The sequence below is a fragment of the Phycisphaeraceae bacterium genome, from assembly GCA_020639155.1.
Classification (GTDB): Bacteria; Planctomycetota; Phycisphaerae; order Phycisphaerales; family UBA1924; genus JACKHF01.
On sequence record JACKHF010000002.1, the window covers coordinates 432,492 to 455,760 of the forward strand.

Genomic DNA, 23,269 nt, shown 5'->3' on the forward strand with positions numbered 1-23,269 from the left:
GGTGTGAATAATGGAGCTGGCCAATCCTGTGTTTGTGCGGTTTTTCTCGATCGGGACGACACGCTCATCGCAAATAACTCCCTGCCCCCGGTGCCTGGACAAGCCCCGGGCGATCTGTGCGATCCATCGCGTGTTGAACTTCTCCCCGGTGCGCGCGAAGCATGCCATCAGCTTGCACGTGCCGGGTTCAGGCTGATCATGTTCTCGAATCAGGGTGTTGTTGCGCGCGGTGGCGGTACAGAGCAGGACGTTGTGCGCACCAACGAACGCGTCATCGAACTTCTTGAGGAAGGATGGGATGGCGACCAACTCCTGATCGCGGGTGTGTACTTCTGTCCATTCCATCCGAATGGCACTGTCGAGCCTTACAACGTCGAGCACCCATGGCGCAAGCCATCACCCGGGATGTTGCTTGCAGCTGCGGAGGATCACGGTATTGATCTTGCCCGGTCCTGGGTGATTGGCGATGCTGATCGCGATATGGAGGCTGGCATGAATGCGGGTATCCCACGAGAGCAGTACATTCGGATTGGCGCCGATGTAAACAAAGCGATTCTTGATGCTGCCCGCGAGGTGATTGCTCACCAGTCCTGCCAGTCCGGCACATAGTGCGGTCCGGGATCTGTTCCAACCGAACCGATGCGTTGCTTCGGATGCGTCAGCCAGTCTGGTTGTGCTCGAAACGAACGCACACTCCCATCGGCAACCGCACCCTCAGCGACACCCATCGATGACTTTGCAGCATGGCGGAACGCGGTGGTGGGGGATTGGTTCTCCGTCCAAGTGCCATTGGAATACAACATCGGCGGATCGAGCAGCGCGTTGTTCGATGGCGGTTGCGATGCGATTACGCTCGGGAGCAGTGTGTCTGCAAATACGAGTACATTCGATGGCTGACGCACCGAGCCGATGGTTTGCCACGGACGATGCCCGATGGAATAACTCCATCCCGGCGTGTATCTCGGCGACAGGTAGTACCCGTTGTACCCGTATGTGCTTGTGATTTCGCCCGTTGGTCCCTGTCGGACGTATGAATCACTCGATTGACACGGACACTGGCACACGTCACCATCGTGCAACTCGTGATGGCCGCCAATGTACTGCGAGATGAATCCTTGCGTGTGATCGACGTGTCCTGAGACGTTCCCGTCGCTTCCCCACCAGTAGATACGATCACCGGTGCCAATGAGCTTTGTCTCGGTGTACGCGAGCGGCATGGCGCGATCGTGGTAATCGTTCGCATAAGCATGCCAGCCGAGCATGAGTTGTCGCTGGTTCGACATGCACTTTGCAGACCTTGCAGCATCGCGCGCGTGTGCGAGCGTTGGCACGAGCAGCCCCATCAACAGCGCAATGATCGCAATCGAAACCAGCAACTCGACCAGTGTGAACGCATGCAATGTTGTATAAATCCTTCGGTTCACTCAATCACACCCTATTGCATAAAGATTTCCAAAGCAGATGTAATCGAAGATATTGAGTGTGCCTGATCCATCGCAATCGGCGCTTGGATCATTTATCGCATAGAGATTGCCAAAGCATATGTAGTCGAAGATATTGAGTGAGCCCGAACCATCACAATCAGCGTAGCATGAAGATGCAAAGGTGCTGAGTCCGGAACTCCCGATTGAGATGACGTGCGTATCTCCGTTTGCATTTTTTATAATTGCAGCACTTGCGCCAGCATGCATTGATGACGATGTAACAAACTCTGCAGATGACGGAGTTTTTGTCATATCAACTTCGACCAGCGATTCATATATTCCGAAACTGGCAGCACCAGAAGACAGTGTTCCCGTATACATGGAGGCTCGCTCTCCCTGCGAGTTCATCAGAACCACCGGCTGCGATGACCAGCCGCCGATATCGAGATACTCGCCGGGATCGAGCAGGTTGTTGCTGTTCAGATCGATCCAAGAATCAAGCGCAGAGTCCCAGACACGAACCGCAGATGTCCCCAGATCGTCATAGAGCGCAATACTGGGCACTGTTCCGAACCCCCGTAATCCACCCGACACGACAACCTGTCCGTTCGGCAGAGGCACCGGTATGGTGTCCGTTCGATTGCTGGGCACTGTCCAGACCACTGCGCCTGTTTCTGCATCGAGTTTCACCAGCCTTGATGAATCGATGCTGCCATTGGCGTTGTATGTTGCAGCGAAGACCGATCGACTCCCTGCATTGCCTGTCACAGCAACGCCGCCGAAGAAGCCCTGGCCAGCGACGGATTGTGTCTCCCACAATGGCGAAGGTGGAGCGATCGATGTTGCATCGAACGCGCGAATCCAGCCATCAGCGGTTGCGACATACACAATACCATCGATATACGCGGGTGTTGATCCCGACGCCTGACCTATTGGCACGGACCACACGATGTCGCCCGGCTGATACGCATTCGCTGCCGCATTGAACGGATCAATGTTGATGCAGTAGAGCGACGAGCCCGGCCCGAACCCGGAGTAATCCGTGATAAACAACCTGTCTGCATCGCCAAGATCATCTGAGATAACAGGGGACGCGTTGACGACGGGCTCGAAGAGTGCTGCCGACCACGCTGGGCTGCCATCAGTCAGATTCACCGCCGTGACAGCGGTATTCACACACGCCACGATCGTGTTGTTGTTCGTGTCGATTGCAAGCGACGACCATGAATCAAGCAACGGTGCCGATGGGACCGGCGCTTTCCAGATCGCGTTGCCCGTGTCGATTTCGTACGCGATGATGCCCCATGTGCTGTCGCTCTCGCCGATCGCATAGACGCGGTTGTTGTGCACAATCGGTGTCTGCCACCATGAAAATGTGACCGCGTGTCCATTGTGATCGGTCATGCTTGACCACGAATGGTTGTCGAGCGACACGGGAGCAATCTGCGCCGACGAAATATGCGCAGCTGATTGCGAGAGATGCGTCCATGATGTTGACTGCGACAACGCGCATGATGTGCCGCACATGATCGCCAATGGAAAAATGTATCTGTGTTTCATTCCAAGTTGCCCATAGCAGAAACAAGCCCAGGAACTGCAGTCCCTGGGCTTATGTTGTCACTCAGTTCCTTCTCCGGCGCGATGCGCACACGAGCGAGCACGACACCAGCGCAAGCACCGATGGCGCAGGCACAGCTGTCACATCCGCGATCGCGTCGATCTCCGGCGTGACACCCGACCCAAGCGGGTTGAAGATGCGAACAAACGAGATTTCAGACAGTCCCAGCGCACCAATATCGATCCCCGCACCCCCGCCAGAGCCGTTGTATCCCGCAACGATCTGGTTGAACGACAACCCCGTCGGATCAAACGTCGGATCGACCGGGCGAGTGAAGTCCGTCAACACGTTGCCCGCAGTTGTCGCGTACGGATCGATCAGATCGGAATACCCCAGCGTTGGGAACATGCCGTCGGCCTGCACGCCGGTGACTTCATACCAGTTGGTGCCATCCGGGCTCACAGATACAACGCCGCCCTCAGCAGCAACGGGACCAGCAATCCCATTCGGATACGACTGGTCCACGAAGTACGCGTTGCCGAAGACCAGGAGATCGATCCCGAACGGGTTGTTGGGATCGTTTGTGATGGGCTGACTGAAACCAAGCACAAGCTCGCCGCCCTCACCGATCGACACGATCTCGTCCGTGCCGAACGGGCTGTTGAACGGCGTGACAGCACCGGGAAACACACCCTCACCGGTGAATCGCTCGGGCGAGCCGAGCGCAGTCAATGGGTTGGTGTACCCGGCGGACGCGTTCGACCCTTGCGAGTACGAGATCACCTGCGACGCGAACGGATCGGCACACGCACTGCCCGCGATCATCGCACACGTGCACAGCGACCAGCGAAACGACACACTCTCAAATATCGACATGACACAACTCTCTCCCAGCGGAACACATCGCGTGCCGGGACGCTGCCAGATGGACCATCCATCGGGCACGACGCTGGTTCGCGGAAGAGTGCAGTCACGCTGGGAGCACGCCACGTCGGCATGCAGGTGGAAGACCACAGCGAGCTGACCCGTTGGCGCGAGGGCAGCATCGGACTCACTTGTGGCAGGTCTTCCGGCTCGGGTGCTGCTGGCTCGCCTTCCCATGCGTTGATCGCGATTGCGATCTCTCACAGTGGCTTTGCATTGCCAGCGGTTCCGGTGTTGCACGAGTGTTGTGCTTCCCGGCACCCTTACGGCGGCGCGTCCGCGGTGGCTTCTCACCACACTTCCCTTTTCACCCGACCCCGCACAGAGATCGGGCACCTCAAGCGCAGGGAACATACGGCAGAACTGGGATCGTGTCAATGCGTCGCGTCGGTTGGATGGGAATGAACAGCCCAAAGGCGTATATCCTGCGCGAGTTGGCCTTTGTCTGGTATGACCAGCTTCAGACAGTGCCAAAATCCCCCCTGAATCTTCAGAAAAGGGTTGGATAACGACAAAAGTGAGAGCAAACGTGGCGACGTTTGCTCCAAACAGGGAGAGGTTTGCTCTAAACAAGGCGATGTTTACTCCAAACGTGACCCTGTTTACTCCGAAGATGGCCCGGTTTGCTTCAAAGCTGGACGTGTTTGCTGCAAACAGGGCGATCTTTGCTCTGAACCTGGACGTGTTTGCTTCAAAGATGGACCGGTTTGGTCTGAAGATGGCGACCTTTGCTCCGAAATTGGCACGATTTAGTCTGCACCTGCACTGATTCGGAATGGAACCGCAGAGGACGCAGAGGTTCGCAGAGGAGAGAAGTGCGGGTTGTTAGGCGAGAAGCTTCGTTCACGTCATCCCCGCGCAGGCAGGGATCCAATATTAATGGATGAACCGCGGAGGGTCGCAGGGACGAACCAAAGCACTTCCACGAGCTGTATCTTCATACGTTCGCATGTTTGCGAAGTATCCCTTACAATGATGCTTTCAGGAGCTTCATATGTCCCGTATCAGATTAGTTGCGAGTTGTCTCATGCTCACTTGCGGCATCGCAGCCGGACAAACCGCGTCACTTTCCCTCCTCGGTGATTTACCCGGGGGAGAGTTCAGTAGCACAGCGTTGGCTGTCAGTGCTGATGGGACTATTGTTGTTGGATACAGCAATACGGCGATCGGGCTCGAAGCCTTCCGATGGACAGCGGCAACAGGCATGGTGGGACTAGGCGACTTTGCTGGCGGTCTTGAGAACAGCAGATGCGAAGCCATCTCAGCAGATGGTTCGATGATTGTTGGCCATGGGCATGGACCAGTGGACTTCCAAGCTGCAATGTGGAACGCGAATGGACCAATCCAGAGCATTGGTCTATTGCCCGGCGGGACTTCTTCTGTCGCGCTTGGTGTCAGTGATGACGGCAAAATAATTGTTGGCAAAGGCAGTTCCTCATGGAGCAATGATGAGGCGTATCGGTGGACTGCCAGCACAGGCTACCAACCCCTCGGTGGATTTGCTTCGTCATTTCCATCGAGCAATGCGTTTGCAATCAGCGGTGATGGTTCGCGCATCGTTGGTTATTCGTACGGTCCAACCGGATTCGAGGCATGCTATTGGGATGAGCAGGGAGTGATTCACGGTATTGGGCAGTTTGGCGGCGTTCTCAATCCGGCAAGTGAAGCACGAGCGACCAACGTTGATGGCACCATAGTTGTTGGCGCAAGCATGGATAACAATGGTGAGACTGCGTTTCGCTGGACGGCTGCAACAGGATTGCAGGCACTGCCAACCGCCGGCAATGTACGCTTCAAAAAAGCACTCGCCGTGAGTGATGATGGGCGAGTTATTGCTGGTGGTTCCCATTCACTCTCGGGCACTTGGTATGCGATAATTTGGACTGAAGCTTCAGGGACGCGAGTGCTCGGCGAAGTGATGGAGAATTTCTATGGACTTGATCTTCAGGGTTTTTCTCCAGTCGAGGCGCACGGGCTATCCGAAGATGGCCGCACCGTTGTAGGTTGGGGACTGGGATCAAACGGAGAGGAAGCCTTTATAGCGTATTTGCCGCCATGTTACGCGGATTGTAATGATAGTTTGACTCTCGATATCTTTGATTACATCTGCTTCGGAAACTCTTATAATGGAACAGAGTCTTATGCTGATTGCGACAACTCAGGTACTTGGAACATCTTCGACTACATCTGCTTTGGAAACGCGTATGCAAACGGTTGTCATTAAGCGTGATTGATGTTGAGCACCCGGGGCAAGATACCCCGGGCTCCTGTTGCTTTGGAGCCTATTCCTTTCCCTCTGTTTCCTGTCTCTGTGTTCCTCGTGGGGGTGTGACCTCTGTGGTTCACATCCTGCACCCAACGAAAAACCCGGAAGCGGTTGCTCCAATGCAATGAGCGAAGGAAATAAAAGAACCGGCTGAGTATCTCTGCCCAGCCGGTGTGATTCCAAACATGACGTGTCGTCAGATGGAAGGCAAAGCGGACGACACGGTTACCACCCGCCTCTGCCCTTGTTGTGGCCGTAGGCGCCACGGTTCCCACCGCCGGAGCTGCCGCCCCCGCGCTGTGTTGCCTCGTTCACTGTCAGATCTCGTCCGTCGATGTTCTTGCCGTGCAGCGCTGTGATTGCAGCCTGCCCGAACTCGTTGCTGGACACTTCAACAAAGCCGAATCCTCGCGGTCTTCCCGATTCGCGGTCTGTGACCACCGACGCGGAAGTGACACCGTACGGCTCAAACAGTTCGCGCAACTGCTGTTCCGTGGTCTGAAATGACATATTGCCAACGTAAAGCTTCATGTGATGCTTCCTCAATGCCCAGAGGTTCAAACCGTTGCTAAACCTGGGCAGCGGAAGCGTCGGGAAACCGATCGCTCTGTAATGTGAGCCGGGTCAGTACCCGGTCGGCAGGAGATCAGCTGTGCAGAGTATACGCGGAGAAAACGCGAAAAGCGATCATGCGATGGACATTCCATGCATGAGGGCGCATCGGCCGCCCGCATAGACCACAACCGCAAAGTCACGCGTTGTCCGAAGGATCCGATCGTGCCAATCCGAAATCAGGTTCCCGGCTGCTTCGGTGACGCATCGCTGGTGTCACCCGCGATCGCTTTGCGCATCTTCGAATCGGCCTGGATGTTGTTCATCTTGTAATAGTCCATGACACCAAGGTTGCCGGAGCGGAAGGCTTCTGCCATCGCCTTGGGGACTTCGGCTTCTGCGAGCACGACGAGTGCGCGGTTGCGCTGAATCTCGGCTTTGTTCTCCTGCTCGAGCGCGACCGCGAGCGAGCGACGCTTTTCCGCTTCGGCCTGGAATCGGCGCTTGTCGGCTTCTGCCTGATCAGCCTGGAGCTTTGCGCCGATGTTCTCGCCAACGTCGACGTCTGCTATATCGATCGAGAGAATCTCGAATGCGGTGCCCGAGTCAAGCCCGCGCTGCATGACGGTCTTGGAGATGTTGTCGGGGTTCTCAAGCACAGCTTTGTGCGACGCAGCCGAGCCGATGGTGGAGACGATGCCTTCGCCGACGCGCGCGACGATTGTTTCTTCTGTTGCACCACCGACGAGACGCTCGATGTTGGTTCGAACAGTCACGCGGGCGCGTGCCTTGAGCTGAATGCCGTCCTTTGCAACCGCGTCAATGGTTGGACGACCAGCACTTGGATTGGGGCAGTCGATCACCTTCGGGTTCACGGACGTGTTCACCGCGGCGAGAATGTCACGACCCGCCAGATCGATCGCGGTTGCGACGTGCCACGGGAGTGTGATGCGTGCGTTGTTTGCAGCAATCATCGCGCGGACGACGTTGCGGACACGACCGCCTGCGAGGTAATGGGCTTCGAGTGCTGGCGTCGGCAGATCAAGACCGGCCTTGGCAGCCTGGATGCGGCCGAGGACGACCTCGTTGACATTTACACGTCGCAGACGCATGCCGATGATCTCAAAGATCCCGACGGGCGCTTTGGACAGCATTGCCTGCAGCCAGAGCATGAAGTACTTTGCCATCAGCGCGAAGATCGCGAGAATGAACAGTGCAACAACTGCAGCCACGATGATGAGGACAACCTCGGTGGGGGATGCACCGAGTGTCACAGAAAGGTGTGGGAGGGCGTTCATGTATGATCTCTCCAGTCCAAGTTGGTGTCGGATCGACGCTGCATCATAGTGGCGTTATGCCTGAGACAAGGTGTCAGTTGATTCCTTGTGGATTCTGACCTTGATCTGGTTGTCCACAATGGCGCTCACGCGGACGGTATCCCCGCGTTCGATGGCTCCCAACTCTGCGAGCGCTTCGAAGCGTTCGCCATCGATCTCAATCGTGCCGATCGGCCGAAGTGGGGTGATTGCTTTGCCGGTGCGACTCACCAGCGTGGCCATCTTCTGGGTGTGCTCCTCTTTGGCGCGTCGTTCGGTTTCGACAAGATCTTCGGGCATCTCCCCGAACATGCGCCTGCCCATAGGCGTGTTGGGGAGTATCTTCAGCGCAAAGGCGGCAACCGCAGGACCGAGCACCATGACAGCAAGCATTCCTGAAATACCCCAGACCATGGAGTGCTTCCAGAGGAACGCGATGCCGACGATGACGCAGATGAGTGCAAGGATGGATATCAAGCCGTGCGATGGTATCAGCACTTCCACAAGGATGAGTGCCAATCCGATGACGACAAGTGCAAGGCCGAGGAACAGAGGATCAACTGGCATGCCTGATGATAGTCTCCGATACCAACACGGTGCCCATATTGCTTTGTCACTCAGGTAGAACGCTCGACCTCGATCCGGGTGCCTCGAATAGCGACGACTCGGATGGCATCGCCCGTATCTGCAGATTCCGTCGCGGCAACAACCTCAATGACAACGCCGTTGATCTCAGCTTTTCCATAGGGCCTGAGTGGAGAAACAACCACGCCTGTTGCGCCGACGTTGGGCAGGGTGGTTTTCATCGGCCGCATGATGTCGATCAGTGGATCAACCGAGTTCTCCTGATCAACTGGCGATTTGACAGTGCTCGCAAGCACGAGCTTCTGGAACATCGGGAATCGCTGCGAGTTCTTCGTCAGGAAGTAGAAGGCGACACTCGCAGCCGCGACTGCCAGCACCACATACACAAATCCGTAGAGGAGTTCGGTGCGGTATGCTGGTGATGCGGGAATCAGACCGCCGCCCGGTCCGACAAATGTTGCAACCAGTCCTCCAAAGAGCAGGATAATTCCAGCGATCCCCGGAATGCCAAATCCGGGAATCACGAAAAGTTCGAGAGCGATCAGCACGATCCCCAGCCCCATCGCCGCAAGTTCCCACCAGCTTGCAATTCCGAGCAGGATTGCAGGCAGGAGCATTGCGATTGCCGCGGCGGCTGCGATAAGACCTGGCACTCCAACACCGGGCGCACTCAGTTCGAGCATGAGACCGATCAGAAAGATCGCGATCAGGATTGCACGAATTAGTGGGTTGGCGAGGATGGCAAGGTAAGCGGCGAGTGATTCGGTCCATTCCGGATCAAGTCTGTCAACTCGCTCGGCACCGAAGAACTGTTTCATTTCTTCATCGTTTGAAACAATCTCGATCGCGTATCCCAAATCCATCATGTCATCAGGACCCATGACGATTGGCGCATTGCCATCGCATACGTACTCAACAAGCTTCCACTTCCCAGCATCATCTGCTGTCAGGGCCGGTCTGTGAGAGCGTTCTGCCAGTCTGGTCGAGATAGCTTCGCGCAGCTCTGAGCCAACATCGAATGCGGGCTTAAAGTCAATATCGTCATTGGATTTTACTGTTGGTTGGTTGGTTGGTTGCGCTTGTGTGTCTTCTGCTGAAGGGGTATCAGAAGGTGTGGGTGAAGAGACATGACTCCGTGCTGAACTGTGCAGCCGTCTGCTGCCTGATTGAATACGAGGCTTGCCGGTTGAAGGCTCTGTCCCAAAGAGCAGTTTGTACTCGTTCCGATCAACGCAGATGCGCTGGCCTGTTTCAATGTTTTCGACCTGCCACAGCTCCACGCCATCCATGACAATCGCTTGCGACAGATATTCGTCGTAACCGTTCCTTCGAGCGGAGTCGACGACCTCGGCAATCAGCGGTGGGAAGACTTTTACACGGAGTTCTTCGGGCACCTGCTGTACACCTTCAAATCCGAGGATAATTGGAAACGCGTCACCCATTGCTGATGGATCGGATGTGATGATGTGATCACAGGCGAGCGCGGTGATTGCAGCTCCCGAATACGCACTATCATGCACCCACGCAACAGTCAGAGGAACGGTGGACGACTTGATTGCGCTCGTGATATCGAGCACTGCTCCGACTTCACCGCCTGGGGAGTCGATCTCAATAACAATGGCGTCGGCGCCAGCCTGCTCTGCAACCTTGATTCGACGTATCACGCTGGATGCTGTGATGTTGTCGATTTCTCGTGAGAGTGGGATGACAATGACGTGCTTTGACTGCAGGCCAGCGGGAACAGAGAACACTCGCTTGGGTTGCGCTTTGGTGGCGTCTTGCTGACGCGGTGATTGCAAAGCAGATGAACTGCCTGCGATGGGACTTGGCACGAAGGCTGACTTTGGTGAGAAGGTGCCTGCAAGAAGCAGTACAACAGCCAGCCACATCATGAGCGTGCCTGACAACACGCTCTCGTTCCACGACTGGGGATTGGTTTCACTTGCAGCAGGATGGGGTTGATTTAACTTCACGTTGTATTTTAACTCGGGTGTGGATCCAGGGGGTTTCAACTTTTTGTAAAGTTATCGGTCTAATTTGATTGGTTCTTTGTCTGAATCGATGGTTCTTTCGGAAGTAAATCGCTGTTTGTGGTACACTACGCCCATGACCACGGGTCAAAACAGGGAGTTTCCCCCGGTGACCGAAGGCGACACGACTCATCCTTCCTCTTCAAACTCGAAGACCCCTCCGACTTCAGTCGGTGTTTCTCCTGTCTGGAACATGTTTGTTGCTGATCCAGCGGTTGGTGTGGTGATTACGAATCTCGATGCGGTAATTGTCTACGCAAACAAGAAGTCGGCACAACTCTTTGTTGGTGTCGACGATCCAGGTGTCGTTATTGGCAAGTCAATGTACGATGTCGCATCAAAGGAGTGGGTAGAAGAGCGACTCAAGGTGTATCGACGGATTGCAGAGACAGGTCAGCCCGCCATCATGCGACATATCAGACGAGGTCGACAACTGCAATCAACGGTTCATGCTATCCCAACGCCTCCGGGTGAAGCGATGCAGTTTCTTTCCATCACACATGAGGGTGAACACACAATTGAGGGAGAAGACGAGGATTTTTTTGTGTTTGAATCGGGTGTGATGGATCTTGGCCCGCTTGATGTGCTTTCCACGCGAGAGCTTGAGGTGCTTGCGCTCATTGGACAGGGACTGACCACGCAGGAAATTGCGGAGGTGTTGTTCCGGTCGCCCAAGACGATCGAGGGGCATCGCGATTCAATTGCGAAGAAGCTGGGTGAATCCAGCAGGATTCGGCTTGGACAGATTGCGCGGAGTGCTGGCCTCGAACTCGCCGACGCATCACTGAAGCGTTTGAAGGATGAGCCGTCCATCGAAGATACCGAACTGTAACCCTCCTCTGGCGGGAAACATCAAACAGTTCGTCTAGAATCGGCCCCGAGATGCGTGCTGCGGATCTTGGGTCTTGTTCATCGTTTCCCCCAGCGTGAGAGGTCTAGTGGTATGGCAGTTCCTGTGATTGTGTCAGCAAAGCGAACCCCGGTCGGCAAGTTCTTTGGCGGACTGAGCAGTGTTCCGTCGCCGCAACTCGGTGCGTTTGCGATACAGGCAGTGCTCAATGAGGTTCCCTCCATCAAGGAACACATTGGTGAGACGATCATGGGATGTGTGCTCCAGGCTGGGCTTGGGCAGAATCCCGCTCGTCAGGCTGCGCTCAAAGCGGGGCTGCCCAGTTCGATGAATGCCGTCACCATCAACAAGGTCTGCGGCTCTGGCTTGCAGGCGGTAATGCTGGCGGCCCAGTCGATCAAGGCTGGCGATAACGAGTGCGTCATTGCTGGCGGCTTCGAGAATATGACAGCTGCGCCGCACTTTGCGCATGTGCGATCTGGTGTGAAGTATGGCCCAGCCACAATGCAGGACGTGATGGCGCACGACGGGCTGACATGCGCGTTCGAGTGCTGGGCGATGGGCAATGCAGCCGACCATATCGCGCATAAGTACAACATCTCGCGCGAAGAGCAGGATCGTTACAGCGCCCAGTCGCATCAGCGTGCTGCAAAGGCGACTCAGCAGGGCTGGTTCAACAACGAGATGGTTGCATTGACCGGTGAGCAGGTTGGCAATCGCAAGAATCCGGGACCTGACGGCGGTGTCTCTGCTGACGAGGGCATTCGTGGCGATTCCACGCCCGATGGGCTTGCAAGATTACGAGCAGTCTTTACAAAGGATGGCAGCGTGACCGCGGGCAATGCCTCGCAGATCTCCGATGGTGCTGCAGCGGTTGCGGTGTGCTCTGAGGACAAGGCAAACTCACTGGGCATCAAGCCAATCGCCAAGATCCTTGCGTACCACACGCACGGTGTTGATCCGAAGGATATCTTCGCAGCGCCTATTGGTGGCGTGTCGGGTGTACTCGCAAAAGCCGGGCTGAGTGTCAACGACATCGACCTGTTCGAGATCAACGAAGCGTTCGCTGCGCAGGTGCTGTGCAACATCAAGGAACTCGGCATCTCCGAGGATAAGCTCAATATTGGTGGCGGTGGCATCGCGCTCGGCCACCCGATCGGTGCCAGCGGTGCGCGTGTGCTGACAACACTTGTGCATCAGCTCCATCGCACCGGCGGCAAGCGAGGTGTTGCAGCGCTGTGTCTCGGCGGTGGCAACGCTGTCGCAATGGTTGTTGAGACCTGCTGATCTTTGTCACAAAACACGGCAATAAAAGGAACCATTGGTGCAATCATGCCAGTGGTTTTTTCTTTGCTCTACAATGATTGCGATGAGATGGATGCGCGGCATAGTACAGGATGATACAGGAAAGAAAGTAGTACTTTTTCGCTGGTATCAGCGAAGAGATACTGTGTTGTCAGATGAAGGCGATCGAGGTTGGGATACAAGTGCATCAAGGCCTGTTCGGCGTGTACTCGCGATACTTCTTTTTTCTCATAGTGGACTCTTTTTCTGGTTTGCGATGTCTGGCCAGAAGAGCAGATCATGGCTGCTCGGTTTGTCTTCTGTTGTCGTTTTCGTTGGGATGATTGTGTTCTACTTTGTATTGCGCAATAAGGATCGCGCTCGCGATACAGGGCGTGCCTGCCTGATTTCAGGCTGGTGCCCAGGCTGCGGGTATTCTGTGACGGATCTTGCGCCCGATGAACGCGGATTGATTGTTTGCCCTGAGTGTGAGGCAGCGTGGAAGCTGAGCTAAGTCGGCTGAAACTGCTTCAAGTTACACGCTGTCCAATATCTATTGGGCATGGGTGTTCGCGGAGCCTGCACCACTGCATTGGTATATTGAGATGGCTTGCGATGTCGCGCGGATGAGAGCCAAAGCTCAGCACATGTCCGCCAACATGCAGTTGTGTGATCAGTTGCTGTATCGCGTGAGTGTCCGAGTCGTTCTCGGCTTCAATCACGCACATATCTATGTTGGTGCATGGAGCATCAGTATGTGTGCGTACAACCTTCGTGCCCATGTTTGTTCTGATCGCATGCATAGCGAAGATGGTGTTAGTTGATATTGGCGAAGGAGTTTGGTTCGTGTTGTCGTTCTCAAGCATGATGAGTTGGCAAATCGGTGTTTCCCCCTTTGATCTGAGTGGATCAATCCGGGCGAGTTCCATGCCTGATGCGAGTGCGTTAATGACATCCATGTGAAGATTCCCAGAGCAGACGACTTCGGATGGATGCAGGTTGCGTGCCAGTGCAAAGGCGATCATGACTCTTGCGTCATGATCGTGTTGGAGATTGTCATATGTTGCAGGTGAGATCTCGACTCCATCGAGCCTTCGCAGCACTGTGATGCCGTAGTTCAACGGTGCGGTGTACAGATCGCACATCTCATATGTGCCGGATACGTGCGTGCTGAGATGATCGAGCAGCAGGCGTGGGCCATCGCACCCACACTGCTCGGGGAACACATCGTGCAATACAACGCACGATCCCTTGCCAAGCACCGGCTCTATCGCATTCAGATCTGACGCGACTCCTGCGAGCGTGTGATCCCCATCAATGAAAGCCATACCAACTAACGGATCGTGCCCCGCGATGTGTGCTGCTGCGTGAACACGTGACACAAGCGTCTGGGCATCACCGATGTGAAGTTGGGCTACCCGTTGCAACTGCGATTGCGCAATGTGCCTCTTTGCCCGTTGCAGCTTCGCCCATCGCACCATCCTGTCGTGGATTGTGTTGCTCGGCCACGATCCGTATATGTCCGTGCCAAAGAGCCTTGCTGTGCGTGGTGATAGAGTATTGCGCATGGCGCTTGCCATCCAAATTGTGGAAACACCGAGATAGCTTCCGACCTCAAGAGCAAGCTTTGGTGTTATCACTTGTGTCAGTGCATGCAGAAGCATGCCCGCTTCCGGCGATATGCACTTTGGACACGATCTCGGTTGTTCATAGAGTCTGGCAAGCATCTGTACTGCGGCAGATTGTTTGTCGAGCCACTCGGGAAACGGCCAACAACTCTGCGCCCCAAGGAACTGTTCGCTGTCGCCAGAGAGTGTGGGAAATGCAGGCCATGTGCTTCGATCGTACACAACGTTGGTTCGCGTGGAACTCTCAGTGCTGCTGATCTCGTGTGAACTTGCGATTGGCATCAAGCCACTGTAGGAAGTGTGATCTGCCGCTATCTGTCCAGGAATGACGGGTTTGCGTCTGGTGGTAGAAGGGAACGAGTATCATTCAGACACGATGGACAACACAATGTCAGATGTCACCGCACAACACCCAATGCCAAAGTCAATCGTTCTGTTTGTTGTTGCGTGCATCGTTGTGTTTGGAGCATTGGCACTCTATCAGGGCAGCACCGAGTTCATCATCTACACGGTCATGACGATTGTTGAGGTTGTTGTCGTCATGGTGATCCATCGACGTGTTGGCTTGCCGTTGCACGTGCTCTGGTTGCTCGCAGTGTGGGCGCTGCTCCATCTCGCGGGCGGCACAGTCCACATCGATCCGGAGCTAACCAAGGAAGGTAACAAAAATGTGCTGTACGCGCTGCGCCTGCATTCGTGGCTGCCGCGGTACGATCAGATCGTGCACATGTTCGGATTCTTCAGCGCAACGCTGACGTGTGGTCATGTGCTCTTGCGAAGTGTGCGACCGATCAGTGCAGCACCGGACTCGATGCCAAAGGGGTACACCGCGATCATTATGTGCTCGATGCTCGCGGGGATGGGGCTCGGGGCACTCAACGAAGTGGCGGAGTTCATCATCACCCTGATTGATGAGAATAACGGAGTCGGTGGATATGAGAACACTGGCTGGGATCTTGTAAGCAACACTGTTGGCGCGTTTGCCGGAGGGGTTCTGCTTCACATGAGTAAAGCATCATTTCGATCGCATTAACGTGCGGAACTTGCGCGATTGCCACGATGCAGCTTCTTTGCTGTGCGCCTGCGCGCGTTTACTGAGTTACTGCCGCCGCCGAGAGGATGGTCATTGCCTCTGGATTGCGGTGCACGTTTGCGGCGCGAGGGACGCTGCTTTGCTTGTGTCTCATTTGGTTCGGACGGGTTCCGACGAGCCGATCGCGAGCGGATCCGCTTCTTATTAGTGGATGGTCTCTGCGGATTATCCGAGCGTGATCTTTGAGGCTGCTGGGTCTCTGCTTCCCAGTTGTCCTCATCATGCTCATGCGATTCGCTCTGTGCGATTGCGTGCAGTTCATCAGGAACCTTTGTCTGGTTGATCCGCTTGCCGATAAGCTTTTCAATGTCACGCAGATATCCGCGTTCGTCGCGTGCGCAGAACGAGATCGCAACACCCGCCATTCCTGCACGCCCGGTGCGCCCGATGCGATGGACGTACGCCTCGGCCTCATTCGGCAGATCAAAGTTGAAGACGTGCGATACGCCATCAACATCAATGCCTCGCGCAGCAACATCGGTTGCAACAAGGATCGGTGACCTGCCCGAGCGAAACGCGTTGAGTGCTCGCTGGCGTTGGTTCTGGGACTTGTTCCCGTGGATTGCGACAGCACGGAAACCCGACCTGCCGAGCTTTCGCGTCAGTTTGTCCGCGCCAAACTTGGTGCGTGTGAACACAAGGGCCAGTTCAACCTTGCTCGTGTGTAGCAGGTGCTCAAGCAGCACCGGTTTGACTGCCTTGTCAGCAAGATAGAGCGACTGCTCAATCTTCGGTGTGTTTGCTTTCTCTGGTTTGACTGTGACACGAACAGGATCGTTGAGCAGCGAGTCCGCCAGATGTTTGATGCTGGCGGGCATGGTTGCAGAGAACAGCAGCGTCTGGCGTTTTTCTGGAAGTGCGGCTGCGATGCGCCTGATCGGATGGATGAATCCCATATCGAGCATACGGTCGGCCTCATCGAGCACAAAGATACCAACATCAGTCAGATCAACAAGGCGCTGTTCCATGAGGTCCATGAGTCTGCCCGGTGTTGCGACGATGACATCAACACCGCGCTGCAACGCCTTGACCTGATGATGCTGGCTGACACCGCCGAAGATCGCGGTATGACGCAGGTTGGTGTGTCTGCCATACGTAGCAAAGCTGTCACCGATCTGCGTCGCAAGCTCGCGCGTTGGTGAGAGCACAAGAGCGCGCGGCTTCATGGGGCCGCGGCGTGACTTATCAATGGGCTGCGTGTGGAGCAGGTGGAGCACGGGCAGTGCGAACGCAGCGGTCTTGCCGGTGCCGGTTTGTGCTGAACCAAGGACATCACGCTCCTGCATGATGGATGGAATTGCTTGCGCCTGGATGGGTGTGGGGGTGTCGTAGCCCTCATCTTTGACAGCGCGGAGGATGGGCTTTGCGAGTTCGATATCAGAAAAATGCAACAACAGAACGATCTCCTCGGGCGCAGCGGCATCTCCGTGCGACCTGACTGGTGTGGGCTTTGGTGCCCAAAACGATTGGAACACGTGTGGCCGACTGGTGAGCGATCCGCGTGTCAGACGCGGCGCTGCCAGATGATTCCCGGTGTTTCACTGCCGTTGTGTTGGCGGAAACAGAGAACGGGGCCACTGGCGTTGAGGTGTATAGTAGGCTGGTTGTTGAAAAAGGCGAACAGAATACGGAAATAGTGCGATGGAGTGTTCTCAAAGTGATGGAGTTGTGGTTTCTCAGGCGCTACATCTCGGTGGGGTGGTCTATTAGTTGTGTGCAATAACCATGAGGCTGTGAGGGTGCTGGTATGGACCTGACGATCGAAGCAGTGGTCAATGATATCCGCACACAGTACCGTGAACGTCCTCCAAACGGTTGGCTGCTTGGCTGGGAGAGAGAGCGATACCTCTTGTTGGTGCAGGAAGCGTGCGCCCCACACGCTGTTGTCAACGCGACGTCCTTCGACTATGCGTTCTGCAATCGGTACGAAGTGAATCTCAGCGAAGGAGATGCAGGCATTTTCTATATGCTGGCAGTGAGACTAAGTTTTATTGCGCCGGTTTTCTCGTTGCACTGGACAAGATACGAGAGTCAGACCAAGGGGTCTGTTGTAAGCAGTGTTCCAAGTGACTGTTCTCAGCTGGAAGAAAAGTTGCGGAAAACGCTCGAACGTGCTGGACTGACCGGACTCCCGGATGAATGGTTTGAGCAGGAAGTATCAGGCGTTGAGCTCGAACTGAGCGGCACCTCGAATGTCACAATCGGCAAGTGTCTGTTTGAAGACTATGAAGGATAACACGCGGGCATCCTGTTCTGTCACTGGTCACACATACGTTGAAGAGAAAACACAATGAGGTGTATCAGCTCAACCCCGACGTGCGTCACGATCCAGCTCACCGTGGATGAGGTTGATCTCGTGCGCAGCGCATTGAATGAAACCAATGAAGCACTGAGAGATTGGGAGTTCCAGACACGGACAGGATTCGAGAGACAGCAGTTTCACGCGCTGCAAGCGTCGCTGAGCGCAATCAGCGAAGACGATGATACAGCGATCTACCCCGAGTGTGGCTCAGAGTGGAAGATGAAACCGACCGAGAAACCACCGTCTCCCGAGCCTGCACCACCACACATACTTCATGCCCTACATACCGGATCGCTCATTGTCTGCCCGGAGTGTGGCGCGACGTTGCGGTCGGAGAAAACAGAGTGAAGTGGTTTCGGGGGAAAGTCTATGACGACACTGGCAAACCAGTCACGCTGTATCGATCTTTGCGCTCTGCGGATTGGGTCCATGCAGGTATTAAGTCGCCTTCGTCTGGCAAGGGCCGCAGATGGCCGGTGTATGTGGATGTGCTCATCGCGCTTGGTGTGGCGGGACCGGCGTGTGTTCTTGCGGTTGTTACCGGCGAATACATGGTTGTCTTGTTGATGGCCATCGTGCCAGTGTGCTTCGTGCTTGTTGTCATGTCTCCTGTTGCGATTGTCAGCAACAGGATGAACACGGGCCGTATCAGAACAAAGTGCCTGCACGAGAGCATCTGCCCAAGCTGCGGCTACTCACTTGCTGAGGTTCCAGCAAACGAAGCCAACCTTACTGTCTGCCCGGAATGTGGCGCTGCGTGGAGATTGCAGGAGATACTCGCACAATGAGACGATTCCATGGGAAAGTGCGAGATGATGCGGGCTCAATCTTGCGGCTCTATCGCATGGTGTACCCGGAAGATTTCAAAGTCAGCGGAAAGAAAAAGAAGAAGAAAAAACCACAGCAGCATATCAATCCATACTTTCTCTTTGTTGGAGTTCCGCTTATTTATGGAGTTACGGGTTGGGCAGTTGTATATGCAAAGTCAGGGAGTGCAATGGATGGGGCCATAGGTGGTGCTTCCGGTGCGATTGCGTATTGTCTTGCAGGGATTCTCTATCAGGTTGTCAGAAATCACAAGCACGCGAACGCAATGAAACATATGTGCTTGCGAGATCGCATCTGCCCGTCTTGCGGCTATTCCATTGCTGGTTTGCCGAAAAATGAGTATGCTCTGACTATCTGTCCTGAATGCCAGAGCACGTGGAGGCTGGAGCAAGCCGAATGAAGTGGATCAGAAGCACTGTGAGGGATGCGTACTTTCGTGAGGTCGCGCTCTTTCGACGTGAACCGAACCCATGTTGGCTCGCGATGTATGGCTCAGCAATGGCAGGCTCGGTGCCACGTCTCTTTCTGTACATGTGTATGCTCAGTCTGCTCGCATGCTGGCTAACGAACTTCAACAGGACAAACGTGGCAGGTGCTTTCAGCCTACTCTCTTTTGGGCTGTTCTTTGCCGCCCATGTTGTCTCTATCGTGTACGGTTTGCGTGCTGCGAGTGAAACAAATGCAAACAGAGCAAAGGATTTGTGCTTGTGCGGATTTGTGTGTCCCGCGTGTGGTTACTCACTGAAAAACCTGCCCGCAGATGAGCACGGCGTGACCATCTGTCCCGAGTGCCAGAGTGCGTGGAGACTCCCCAGTACAATGTGACTATGGCGACGAACCGACGACATCTCCGTTGTGGCGCTGTATCCATCGCAGTTGGTGCAGTTGTGACGATGCTGGTGTCGTGGGTTGCTATGCTGTGGCCGACATGCGGTGGGTTGTTAGGCTGGACAAACGGCGATGCGTACCAACTCACCCAGAGTTCGATAAAAGATGAGTGCTGGGTTGTCATGATGGCTGGAAACGCATGGGCTCAGAGTGTTGACTATGCTGAACTTTCTGGTTCTCTCATCGTGTCGCAGGGAAAATGGCCAAACGAACTTACGTCGAAGATTGAACTTGACATGCTTCCATCGTATTTGCGACCTCGGTCGATTGATCACTTGCATCTGAAAGCAAACTATCGAGGTTCAGGCTGGCCCTGTCATGCGATGATGTACTCGATAGTTATGGAAGATGGAAGCTCTGGATCGCGTACTCCATTGATCGTGCGAGGAGGGGTGCGTCTCCCTCCGTCGTTTGGCGCATGGCCGAATGTGCTCCCCATCATGCCTGTTCTCCCCAGCTTTCTCATCAACACATTGTTCTACGCGATCATCTGGCTCGGCCTTACTCTCGGGTTCAGCGCATGGCGTTCGCATCGCAGAATCAAACGTGGCAAATGCGCACAATGCGGGTATTCACGAGAGGGGCTTGATGCAGCATTGCCGTGTCCAGAGTGCGGATGTGTGCCAAAGCCAGCACGATTGCAAGCGAACTTACAGACGTTCTGACATCAAGATCAGTTATTCGTATAATGCATGAGTGACGAGTACTCGAAGACATCTCCGTCGTAGCGTCGTGTCGTTGATTTTCGGCGCAGTTGTGACGGTGCTGGTGTCGTGGGTTGCGGTGTTTATTCCGCTGAAAGTATATTGGGAGCAAACACAGTCAATCGTGCCAGGCGGTGGTATCTCTCTCCCCACGAATGAATCGTTCTGGACTGTAACGCAGGGAAGAAATGCACTGTGTCGAGTCAATGTGTACTCAAGTGTGAACCTTACTCTGTCAAGATATTACGATACGTCCTTTTTATTGCGTCAGATCGAACTCAATGACATTCCTGCCAGTATGCAACCGGAAGTGTTCGATCATGCAATGGGCCAGCCAAGAGTGGTACAAGCCGGCTGGCCGACACCTGCGATGAAATGTGAAATGCACTCTGCGATCTTTCAGACAGAGCCATATATTCGGTACCAGACAACTGGCGGTATCGAACTGCCGAGTGTGCCAACGAAGCAACCGATGGTGGAGGCACCGACTCCTCGAGCAGTTCCCTTGATACCCGTTTTTCCAGGCTTTCTCATCAACACGTTGCTCTATGCGATGATCTGGCTCGGCACCACACTCAGGTTCGGTGCATGGCGTTCGCACCGCAGAATCAAGCGTGGCAAGTGCGCACAATGCGGGTACTTGCGAGAGGGGCTCGATGCAGCGTTGCCGTGCCCAGAGTGTGGATGTGTGCCAAATGCATCATGATTACCACCTCGGCCCTGATACCAAATGTGCTTTCTCGTACAATGCCGAAGTGAAATACGCTCGAACACATCTCCGTCATGGCATTGTTTCGCTGATTGTCGGCGCCGTTGTGACGGTGTTGGTGTCGTGGGCTGCAATGTTTGGGCCTGCGCTCAATCCTGTTCACCTTGGGTGGTGGCAAGGAGAGTACAAACTTGCATATTGGGACATTCTGGGTGAAGCAAACGCATGGCACCGTGTTGTCCACTATATAAAGAGCAAGGAGGACGGACAGCCGAATGAACTGCCGAAGGAGTTTCTTGAAGAGCACAAGGTGGCAGCAAGACATTGGCCTCCGTACCTGCGCCCGCCCCAGTGGAACAGCCTGCCAACATACACCGTTTTTCATGGAACAGGATGGCCAGCAACTGCGTTGAAGTATTCCGAACGATATGAGTCACCTTACTCAGCAGTCCGTACACCTGTACAGAGGTATGGTGCATTCCGGCTCTCGCGCTTTTTCCCAAGCGCCTCTCTTACTTTTCCACTCGCTCCTATTTTTCCCGGCTTCCTCATCAATACCGTATTCTATGGAGCATTCTGCTTCGGCGTTCTGCTTGGGTTCAGTTCATGGCGTTCGCACCGCAGAGGCAAGCGTGGCAAGTGCGCACAATGTGGGTATTCACGAGAGGGGCTTGATGCAGCGTTGCCATGCCCCGAGTGTGGCTTTGTTCGGAAGGGCGTACATGCCAGGAATCATGCAGCATGAACGAGCATGAGCAGGCGATGGTAAAGGCTTTTTTCAAACCCACCAAACGTGAGCGGTATCGCGGGCTACTTCAGAGTTTGCGTGGACGAGCAAAGCTGATACGTGAGCTTGATCACCTAGGGGATCTGGATACGCGGTACATGGTCCCTATTGCGCCTTGCGATCAGTCTGCAAAATCAATATGCGAACTGCTTGTGCAGCGAGGTGCGCCGGAGCACTGCTACATTATCTCAAGCAATCCCGATATAGACGGGCACGAGATGCGACTGCATGATGCGCTTCGGGCAGTTGTTGGACATGGGCATGGAACATTGATCTCGTGCATCCCTGAAAAGTGTGGATACTACGAGGGCGAAGATATGGAGTGCCGCTGGATTCTGTCAAGAGAGTGACATGGACCTCGAATCAGAGTCTGCTCGACTCCTGTGTCGATCCAAACTCGTGCTCAAGATAGTGGGCAACATAGTCAACGATGCTGGTTGCTTGTGGGATGTCGGGGTTTGATGTCATGCCCATCGGCTCGAAGCGCATGCCGCGGAAGCGTGCGCAGGCCTCATCGATAGGAAGACCGTACTGGATCGCAAGACTGAAGGCTCGGCAGAAGGCCTGCACCATGCCCTTCATGGTTGAGCCTTCCTTTGCCATCTTGATAAAGATCTCGCCTGGCAAGCCGTCTTCATACAGGCCGATGGTGAGGTATCCCTCGTGCCCATTCACGCTGAACTTGTGTGTGACACTATTGCGTGTTGCTGGGAGTGCGTTGCGAGTCGCAATCATGTGGCCAGTCTCCGGCGGGCGCTTCTGGGCAGCGGCTTCGTCGTCATGCTCGTCAGGTTTGCTGGCACATCCGTCACGATTGTCGGGCATGCAAGCACGATACACGAGTCGCTTGGAATGTCCAATATCGGCGGGTGTCCCTGATTTGGTCTACGTCTGAGATGATCAAATGGTCAAATTCAGCAGGGAAGGCCCAAAGATCCGGGCATTCCACTGATCAAATCCCGAATCTCTAGGCGATTCTTCCCAAGAAGCCGATACACTCTGTGTCCCGGACATCCGTTCTGGCGCATCTGAGTTTTCACGTGACTAACCACATCAGCCAACTCCAGCCCGAAGTTGCCCAGCGCGAGCCAGGTTCGCGCCCAGTGCCGGGTTCTGTGCTGTTTACGCTGACGATGGTTTTGGCTTGTGCATTGACACTTGGCGCTCAGCCGATTGCGTCGCAAGCATATCGGTCAAGCACATTGCGCCTTGTGGTTGTTGCTGGCGATCAGTTGGTTGTTCCTGAGCAGCCAGATTGCACTATGACACCAGCGTTGCTTGTTGCGAGTGCCTCCGTGCCAATGCTTGGTGCGCTTCATGACCGGCAGTTTGATGCGATGGTTGCTATGGGATATGCGGATATGCCGCCGCCGATGTGCTGAGTCTCCCTTTGTCTTTCATATCCACATTGTGTGCAAGCCGTCTGTATCGCTGGCTTTGCACGTGTTGAGAGTGTGGCGTTTCGCATAGCAACGCTGCCTCGGCACATCACTCCAAACCGAATGACTCATCACACACTCACTTCGTGGGTGATGCTTGGA

27 protein-coding genes and 1 riboswitch are annotated in these 23,269 nt (G+C 54.9%); of the genes, 17 read left to right on the plus strand and 10 right to left on the minus strand.

Going from position 1 to position 23,269, the window contains the following annotated elements; all coding sequences use genetic code 11:
* Nucleotides 1-3: 3 nt before the first annotated feature.
* Complete coding sequence (locus H6815_12385) at nucleotides 4-609, plus strand: HAD-IIIA family hydrolase (protein ID MCB9861238.1); 606 nt, start codon at nucleotides 4-6, stop codon at nucleotides 607-609.
* Here H6815_12385 and H6815_12390 read toward each other — a convergent pair.
* The 3 genes from H6815_12390 to H6815_12400 all read right to left on the minus strand — a co-directional run bounded on the left by H6815_12390 (nucleotide 582) and on the right by H6815_12400 (nucleotide 3,858).
* The gene (locus tag H6815_12390) at nucleotides 582-1,424 is read right to left on the minus strand and encodes a DUF1559 domain-containing protein (GenBank protein MCB9861239.1); all 843 of its coding nucleotides are present in this window, start codon (nucleotides 1,422-1,424) and stop codon (nucleotides 582-584) included. The genes H6815_12385 and H6815_12390 overlap by 28 nt on opposite strands.
* A complete protein-coding gene (locus tag H6815_12395) occupies nucleotides 1,425-2,951 on the minus strand; it encodes a PQQ-binding-like beta-propeller repeat protein (protein ID MCB9861240.1) in 1,527 nt (508 codons plus the stop codon).
* A gap of 94 nt (nucleotides 2,952-3,045) precedes the next feature.
* A complete protein-coding gene (locus H6815_12400; GenBank protein MCB9861241.1) occupies nucleotides 3,046-3,858 on the minus strand; it encodes a hypothetical protein in 813 nt (270 codons plus the stop codon).
* Here H6815_12400 and H6815_12405 point away from each other — a divergent pair.
* From H6815_12405 to H6815_12415, 3 genes are all read left to right on the plus strand, one after another.
* The gene (locus H6815_12405) at nucleotides 3,857-4,006 is read left to right on the plus strand and encodes a hypothetical protein (protein ID MCB9861242.1); all 150 of its coding nucleotides are present in this window, start codon (nucleotides 3,857-3,859) and stop codon (nucleotides 4,004-4,006) included. The genes H6815_12400 and H6815_12405 overlap by 2 nt on opposite strands.
* Nucleotides 4,007-4,023: 17 nt before the next feature.
* Nucleotides 4,024-4,261, minus strand: a riboswitch (cobalamin riboswitch).
* Nucleotides 4,262-4,435: 174 nt separating this feature from the next.
* Complete coding sequence (locus H6815_12410; protein MCB9861243.1) at nucleotides 4,436-4,675, plus strand: hypothetical protein; 240 nt, start codon at nucleotides 4,436-4,438, stop codon at nucleotides 4,673-4,675.
* A gap of 225 nt (nucleotides 4,676-4,900) precedes the next feature.
* Nucleotides 4,901-6,130: a PEP-CTERM sorting domain-containing protein gene (locus H6815_12415; protein MCB9861244.1), complete on the plus strand. Its 1,230-nt coding sequence runs from the start codon at nucleotides 4,901-4,903 to the stop codon at nucleotides 6,128-6,130.
* Nucleotides 6,131-6,397: 267 nt separating this feature from the next.
* Here H6815_12415 and H6815_12420 read toward each other — a convergent pair whose 3' ends face one another.
* The 4 genes from H6815_12420 to H6815_12435 all read right to left on the minus strand — a co-directional run bounded on the left by H6815_12420 (nucleotide 6,398) and on the right by H6815_12435 (nucleotide 10,598).
* Nucleotides 6,398-6,703 (minus strand): RNA-binding protein, encoded by a 306-nt coding sequence (locus H6815_12420; protein MCB9861245.1) that lies wholly within the window; start codon nucleotides 6,701-6,703, stop codon nucleotides 6,398-6,400.
* Nucleotides 6,704-6,963: 260 nt separating this feature from the next.
* Nucleotides 6,964-8,022, minus strand: a complete 1,059-nt coding sequence (gene floA / locus H6815_12425) for a flotillin-like protein FloA (protein ID MCB9861246.1) — start codon at nucleotides 8,020-8,022, stop codon at nucleotides 6,964-6,966.
* Between the two features lie 54 nt (nucleotides 8,023-8,076).
* On the minus strand, nucleotides 8,077-8,607 hold the full coding sequence (locus H6815_12430; protein MCB9861247.1) for a hypothetical protein: 531 nt from the start codon (nucleotides 8,605-8,607) through the stop codon (nucleotides 8,077-8,079).
* Nucleotides 8,608-8,657: 50 nt separating this feature from the next.
* On the minus strand, nucleotides 8,658-10,598 hold the full coding sequence (locus tag H6815_12435) for an ATP-dependent Clp protease proteolytic subunit (GenBank protein ID MCB9861248.1): 1,941 nt from the start codon (nucleotides 10,596-10,598) through the stop codon (nucleotides 8,658-8,660).
* Between the two features lie 133 nt (nucleotides 10,599-10,731).
* On the opposite strand from H6815_12435, the gene H6815_12440 reads away from it, so the two are divergent.
* From H6815_12440 to H6815_12450, 3 genes are all read left to right on the plus strand, one after another.
* The gene (locus H6815_12440; protein MCB9861249.1) at nucleotides 10,732-11,487 is read left to right on the plus strand and encodes a PAS domain-containing protein; all 756 of its coding nucleotides are present in this window, start codon (nucleotides 10,732-10,734) and stop codon (nucleotides 11,485-11,487) included.
* A gap of 111 nt (nucleotides 11,488-11,598) precedes the next feature.
* A complete protein-coding gene (locus tag H6815_12445) occupies nucleotides 11,599-12,792 on the plus strand; it encodes a thiolase family protein (GenBank protein MCB9861250.1) in 1,194 nt (397 codons plus the stop codon).
* A gap of 274 nt (nucleotides 12,793-13,066) precedes the next feature.
* Nucleotides 13,067-13,303 carry a hypothetical protein gene (locus H6815_12450; GenBank protein MCB9861251.1) on the plus strand — a complete coding sequence of 79 codons (237 nt, stop codon included), beginning with the start codon at nucleotides 13,067-13,069 and terminating at the stop codon, nucleotides 13,301-13,303.
* 16 nt (nucleotides 13,304-13,319) lie between these two features.
* Here H6815_12450 and H6815_12455 read toward each other — a convergent pair whose 3' ends face one another.
* Nucleotides 13,320-14,699: a class I SAM-dependent methyltransferase gene (locus H6815_12455; GenBank protein MCB9861252.1), complete on the minus strand. Its 1,380-nt coding sequence runs from the start codon at nucleotides 14,697-14,699 to the stop codon at nucleotides 13,320-13,322.
* A gap of 94 nt (nucleotides 14,700-14,793) precedes the next feature.
* Between H6815_12455 and H6815_12460 the strand changes: the two genes are divergently transcribed.
* Entirely contained in the window at nucleotides 14,794-15,450 is a 657-nt protein-coding gene (locus H6815_12460; protein MCB9861253.1) for a DUF2238 domain-containing protein, read from the plus strand.
* On the opposite strand, the gene H6815_12465 is transcribed toward H6815_12460, so the two are convergent.
* Entirely contained in the window at nucleotides 15,447-16,901 is a 1,455-nt protein-coding gene (locus H6815_12465) for a DEAD/DEAH box helicase (GenBank protein ID MCB9861254.1), read from the minus strand. The genes H6815_12460 and H6815_12465 overlap by 4 nt on opposite strands.
* Nucleotides 16,902-17,257: 356 nt before the next feature.
* Here H6815_12465 and H6815_12470 point away from each other — a divergent pair, with 356 nt between their 5' ends.
* The 8 genes from H6815_12470 to H6815_12505 all read left to right on the plus strand — a co-directional run bounded on the left by H6815_12470 (nucleotide 17,258) and on the right by H6815_12505 (nucleotide 22,078).
* Nucleotides 17,258-17,746: a hypothetical protein gene (locus tag H6815_12470; GenBank protein MCB9861255.1), complete on the plus strand. Its 489-nt coding sequence runs from the start codon at nucleotides 17,258-17,260 to the stop codon at nucleotides 17,744-17,746.
* Between the two features lie 54 nt (nucleotides 17,747-17,800).
* A complete protein-coding gene (locus H6815_12475) occupies nucleotides 17,801-18,160 on the plus strand; it encodes a hypothetical protein (GenBank protein MCB9861256.1) in 360 nt (119 codons plus the stop codon).
* On the plus strand, nucleotides 18,157-18,600 hold the full coding sequence (locus H6815_12480) for a hypothetical protein (protein MCB9861257.1): 444 nt from the start codon (nucleotides 18,157-18,159) through the stop codon (nucleotides 18,598-18,600). The genes H6815_12475 and H6815_12480 overlap by 4 nt, the downstream gene beginning before the upstream one ends.
* Complete coding sequence (locus H6815_12485) at nucleotides 18,597-19,040, plus strand: hypothetical protein (GenBank protein MCB9861258.1); 444 nt, start codon at nucleotides 18,597-18,599, stop codon at nucleotides 19,038-19,040. Before H6815_12480 ends, H6815_12485 begins: the two co-directional genes overlap by 4 nt.
* A 427-nt stretch (nucleotides 19,041-19,467) precedes the next feature.
* Nucleotides 19,468-20,193, plus strand: a complete 726-nt coding sequence (locus tag H6815_12490; GenBank protein ID MCB9861259.1) for a hypothetical protein — start codon at nucleotides 19,468-19,470, stop codon at nucleotides 20,191-20,193.
* A 31-nt stretch (nucleotides 20,194-20,224) separates the two neighbouring features.
* Complete coding sequence (locus tag H6815_12495; GenBank protein ID MCB9861260.1) at nucleotides 20,225-20,938, plus strand: hypothetical protein; 714 nt, start codon at nucleotides 20,225-20,227, stop codon at nucleotides 20,936-20,938.
* 49 nt (nucleotides 20,939-20,987) lie between these two features.
* On the plus strand, nucleotides 20,988-21,686 hold the full coding sequence (locus H6815_12500; protein ID MCB9861261.1) for a hypothetical protein: 699 nt from the start codon (nucleotides 20,988-20,990) through the stop codon (nucleotides 21,684-21,686).
* Complete coding sequence (locus H6815_12505) at nucleotides 21,683-22,078, plus strand: hypothetical protein (GenBank protein ID MCB9861262.1); 396 nt, start codon at nucleotides 21,683-21,685, stop codon at nucleotides 22,076-22,078. The genes H6815_12500 and H6815_12505 overlap by 4 nt, the downstream gene beginning before the upstream one ends.
* A gap of 13 nt (nucleotides 22,079-22,091) precedes the next feature.
* On the opposite strand, the gene H6815_12510 is transcribed toward H6815_12505, so the two are convergent.
* A complete protein-coding gene (locus tag H6815_12510) occupies nucleotides 22,092-22,553 on the minus strand; it encodes a hypothetical protein (GenBank protein MCB9861263.1) in 462 nt (153 codons plus the stop codon).
* Nucleotides 22,554-22,768: 215 nt separating this feature from the next.
* Between H6815_12510 and H6815_12515 the strand changes: the two genes are divergently transcribed.
* The gene (locus tag H6815_12515; protein MCB9861264.1) at nucleotides 22,769-23,110 is read left to right on the plus strand and encodes a hypothetical protein; all 342 of its coding nucleotides are present in this window, start codon (nucleotides 22,769-22,771) and stop codon (nucleotides 23,108-23,110) included.
* Nucleotides 23,111-23,269: the final 159 nt, after the last annotated feature.

Coding starts and splice junctions, on each gene's coding strand:
- H6815_12450 (MCB9861251.1), top strand. CDS start 13,067: ATGTCTGGCCAGAAGAGCAGATCATGGCTGCTCGGTTTGTCTTCTGTT.
- H6815_12510 (MCB9861263.1), bottom strand. CDS start 22,553: ATGCCCGACAATCGTGACGGATGTGCCAGCAAACCTGACGAGCATGAC.
- H6815_12505 (MCB9861262.1), top strand. CDS start 21,683: ATGAACGAGCATGAGCAGGCGATGGTAAAGGCTTTTTTCAAACCCACC.
- floA (MCB9861246.1), bottom strand. CDS start 8,022: ATGAACGCCCTCCCACACCTTTCTGTGACACTCGGTGCATCCCCCACC.
- H6815_12455 (MCB9861252.1), bottom strand. CDS start 14,699: ATGCCAATCGCAAGTTCACACGAGATCAGCAGCACTGAGAGTTCCACG.
- H6815_12440 (MCB9861249.1), top strand. CDS start 10,732: ATGACCACGGGTCAAAACAGGGAGTTTCCCCCGGTGACCGAAGGCGAC.
- H6815_12405 (MCB9861242.1), top strand. CDS start 3,857: ATGACACAACTCTCTCCCAGCGGAACACATCGCGTGCCGGGACGCTGC.
- H6815_12445 (MCB9861250.1), top strand. CDS start 11,599: ATGGCAGTTCCTGTGATTGTGTCAGCAAAGCGAACCCCGGTCGGCAAG.
- H6815_12485 (MCB9861258.1), top strand. CDS start 18,597: ATGAGACGATTCCATGGGAAAGTGCGAGATGATGCGGGCTCAATCTTG.
- H6815_12470 (MCB9861255.1), top strand. CDS start 17,258: ATGGACCTGACGATCGAAGCAGTGGTCAATGATATCCGCACACAGTAC.
- H6815_12395 (MCB9861240.1), bottom strand. CDS start 2,951: ATGTGCGGCACATCATGCGCGTTGTCGCAGTCAACATCATGGACGCAT.
- H6815_12400 (MCB9861241.1), bottom strand. CDS start 3,858: ATGTCGATATTTGAGAGTGTGTCGTTTCGCTGGTCGCTGTGCACGTGT.
- H6815_12430 (MCB9861247.1), bottom strand. CDS start 8,607: ATGCCAGTTGATCCTCTGTTCCTCGGCCTTGCACTTGTCGTCATCGGA.
- H6815_12415 (MCB9861244.1), top strand. CDS start 4,901: ATGTCCCGTATCAGATTAGTTGCGAGTTGTCTCATGCTCACTTGCGGC.
- H6815_12490 (MCB9861259.1), top strand. CDS start 19,468: ATGGCGACGAACCGACGACATCTCCGTTGTGGCGCTGTATCCATCGCA.
- H6815_12420 (MCB9861245.1), bottom strand. CDS start 6,703: ATGAAGCTTTACGTTGGCAATATGTCATTTCAGACCACGGAACAGCAG.
- H6815_12460 (MCB9861253.1), top strand. CDS start 14,794: ATGGACAACACAATGTCAGATGTCACCGCACAACACCCAATGCCAAAG.
- H6815_12475 (MCB9861256.1), top strand. CDS start 17,801: ATGAGGTGTATCAGCTCAACCCCGACGTGCGTCACGATCCAGCTCACC.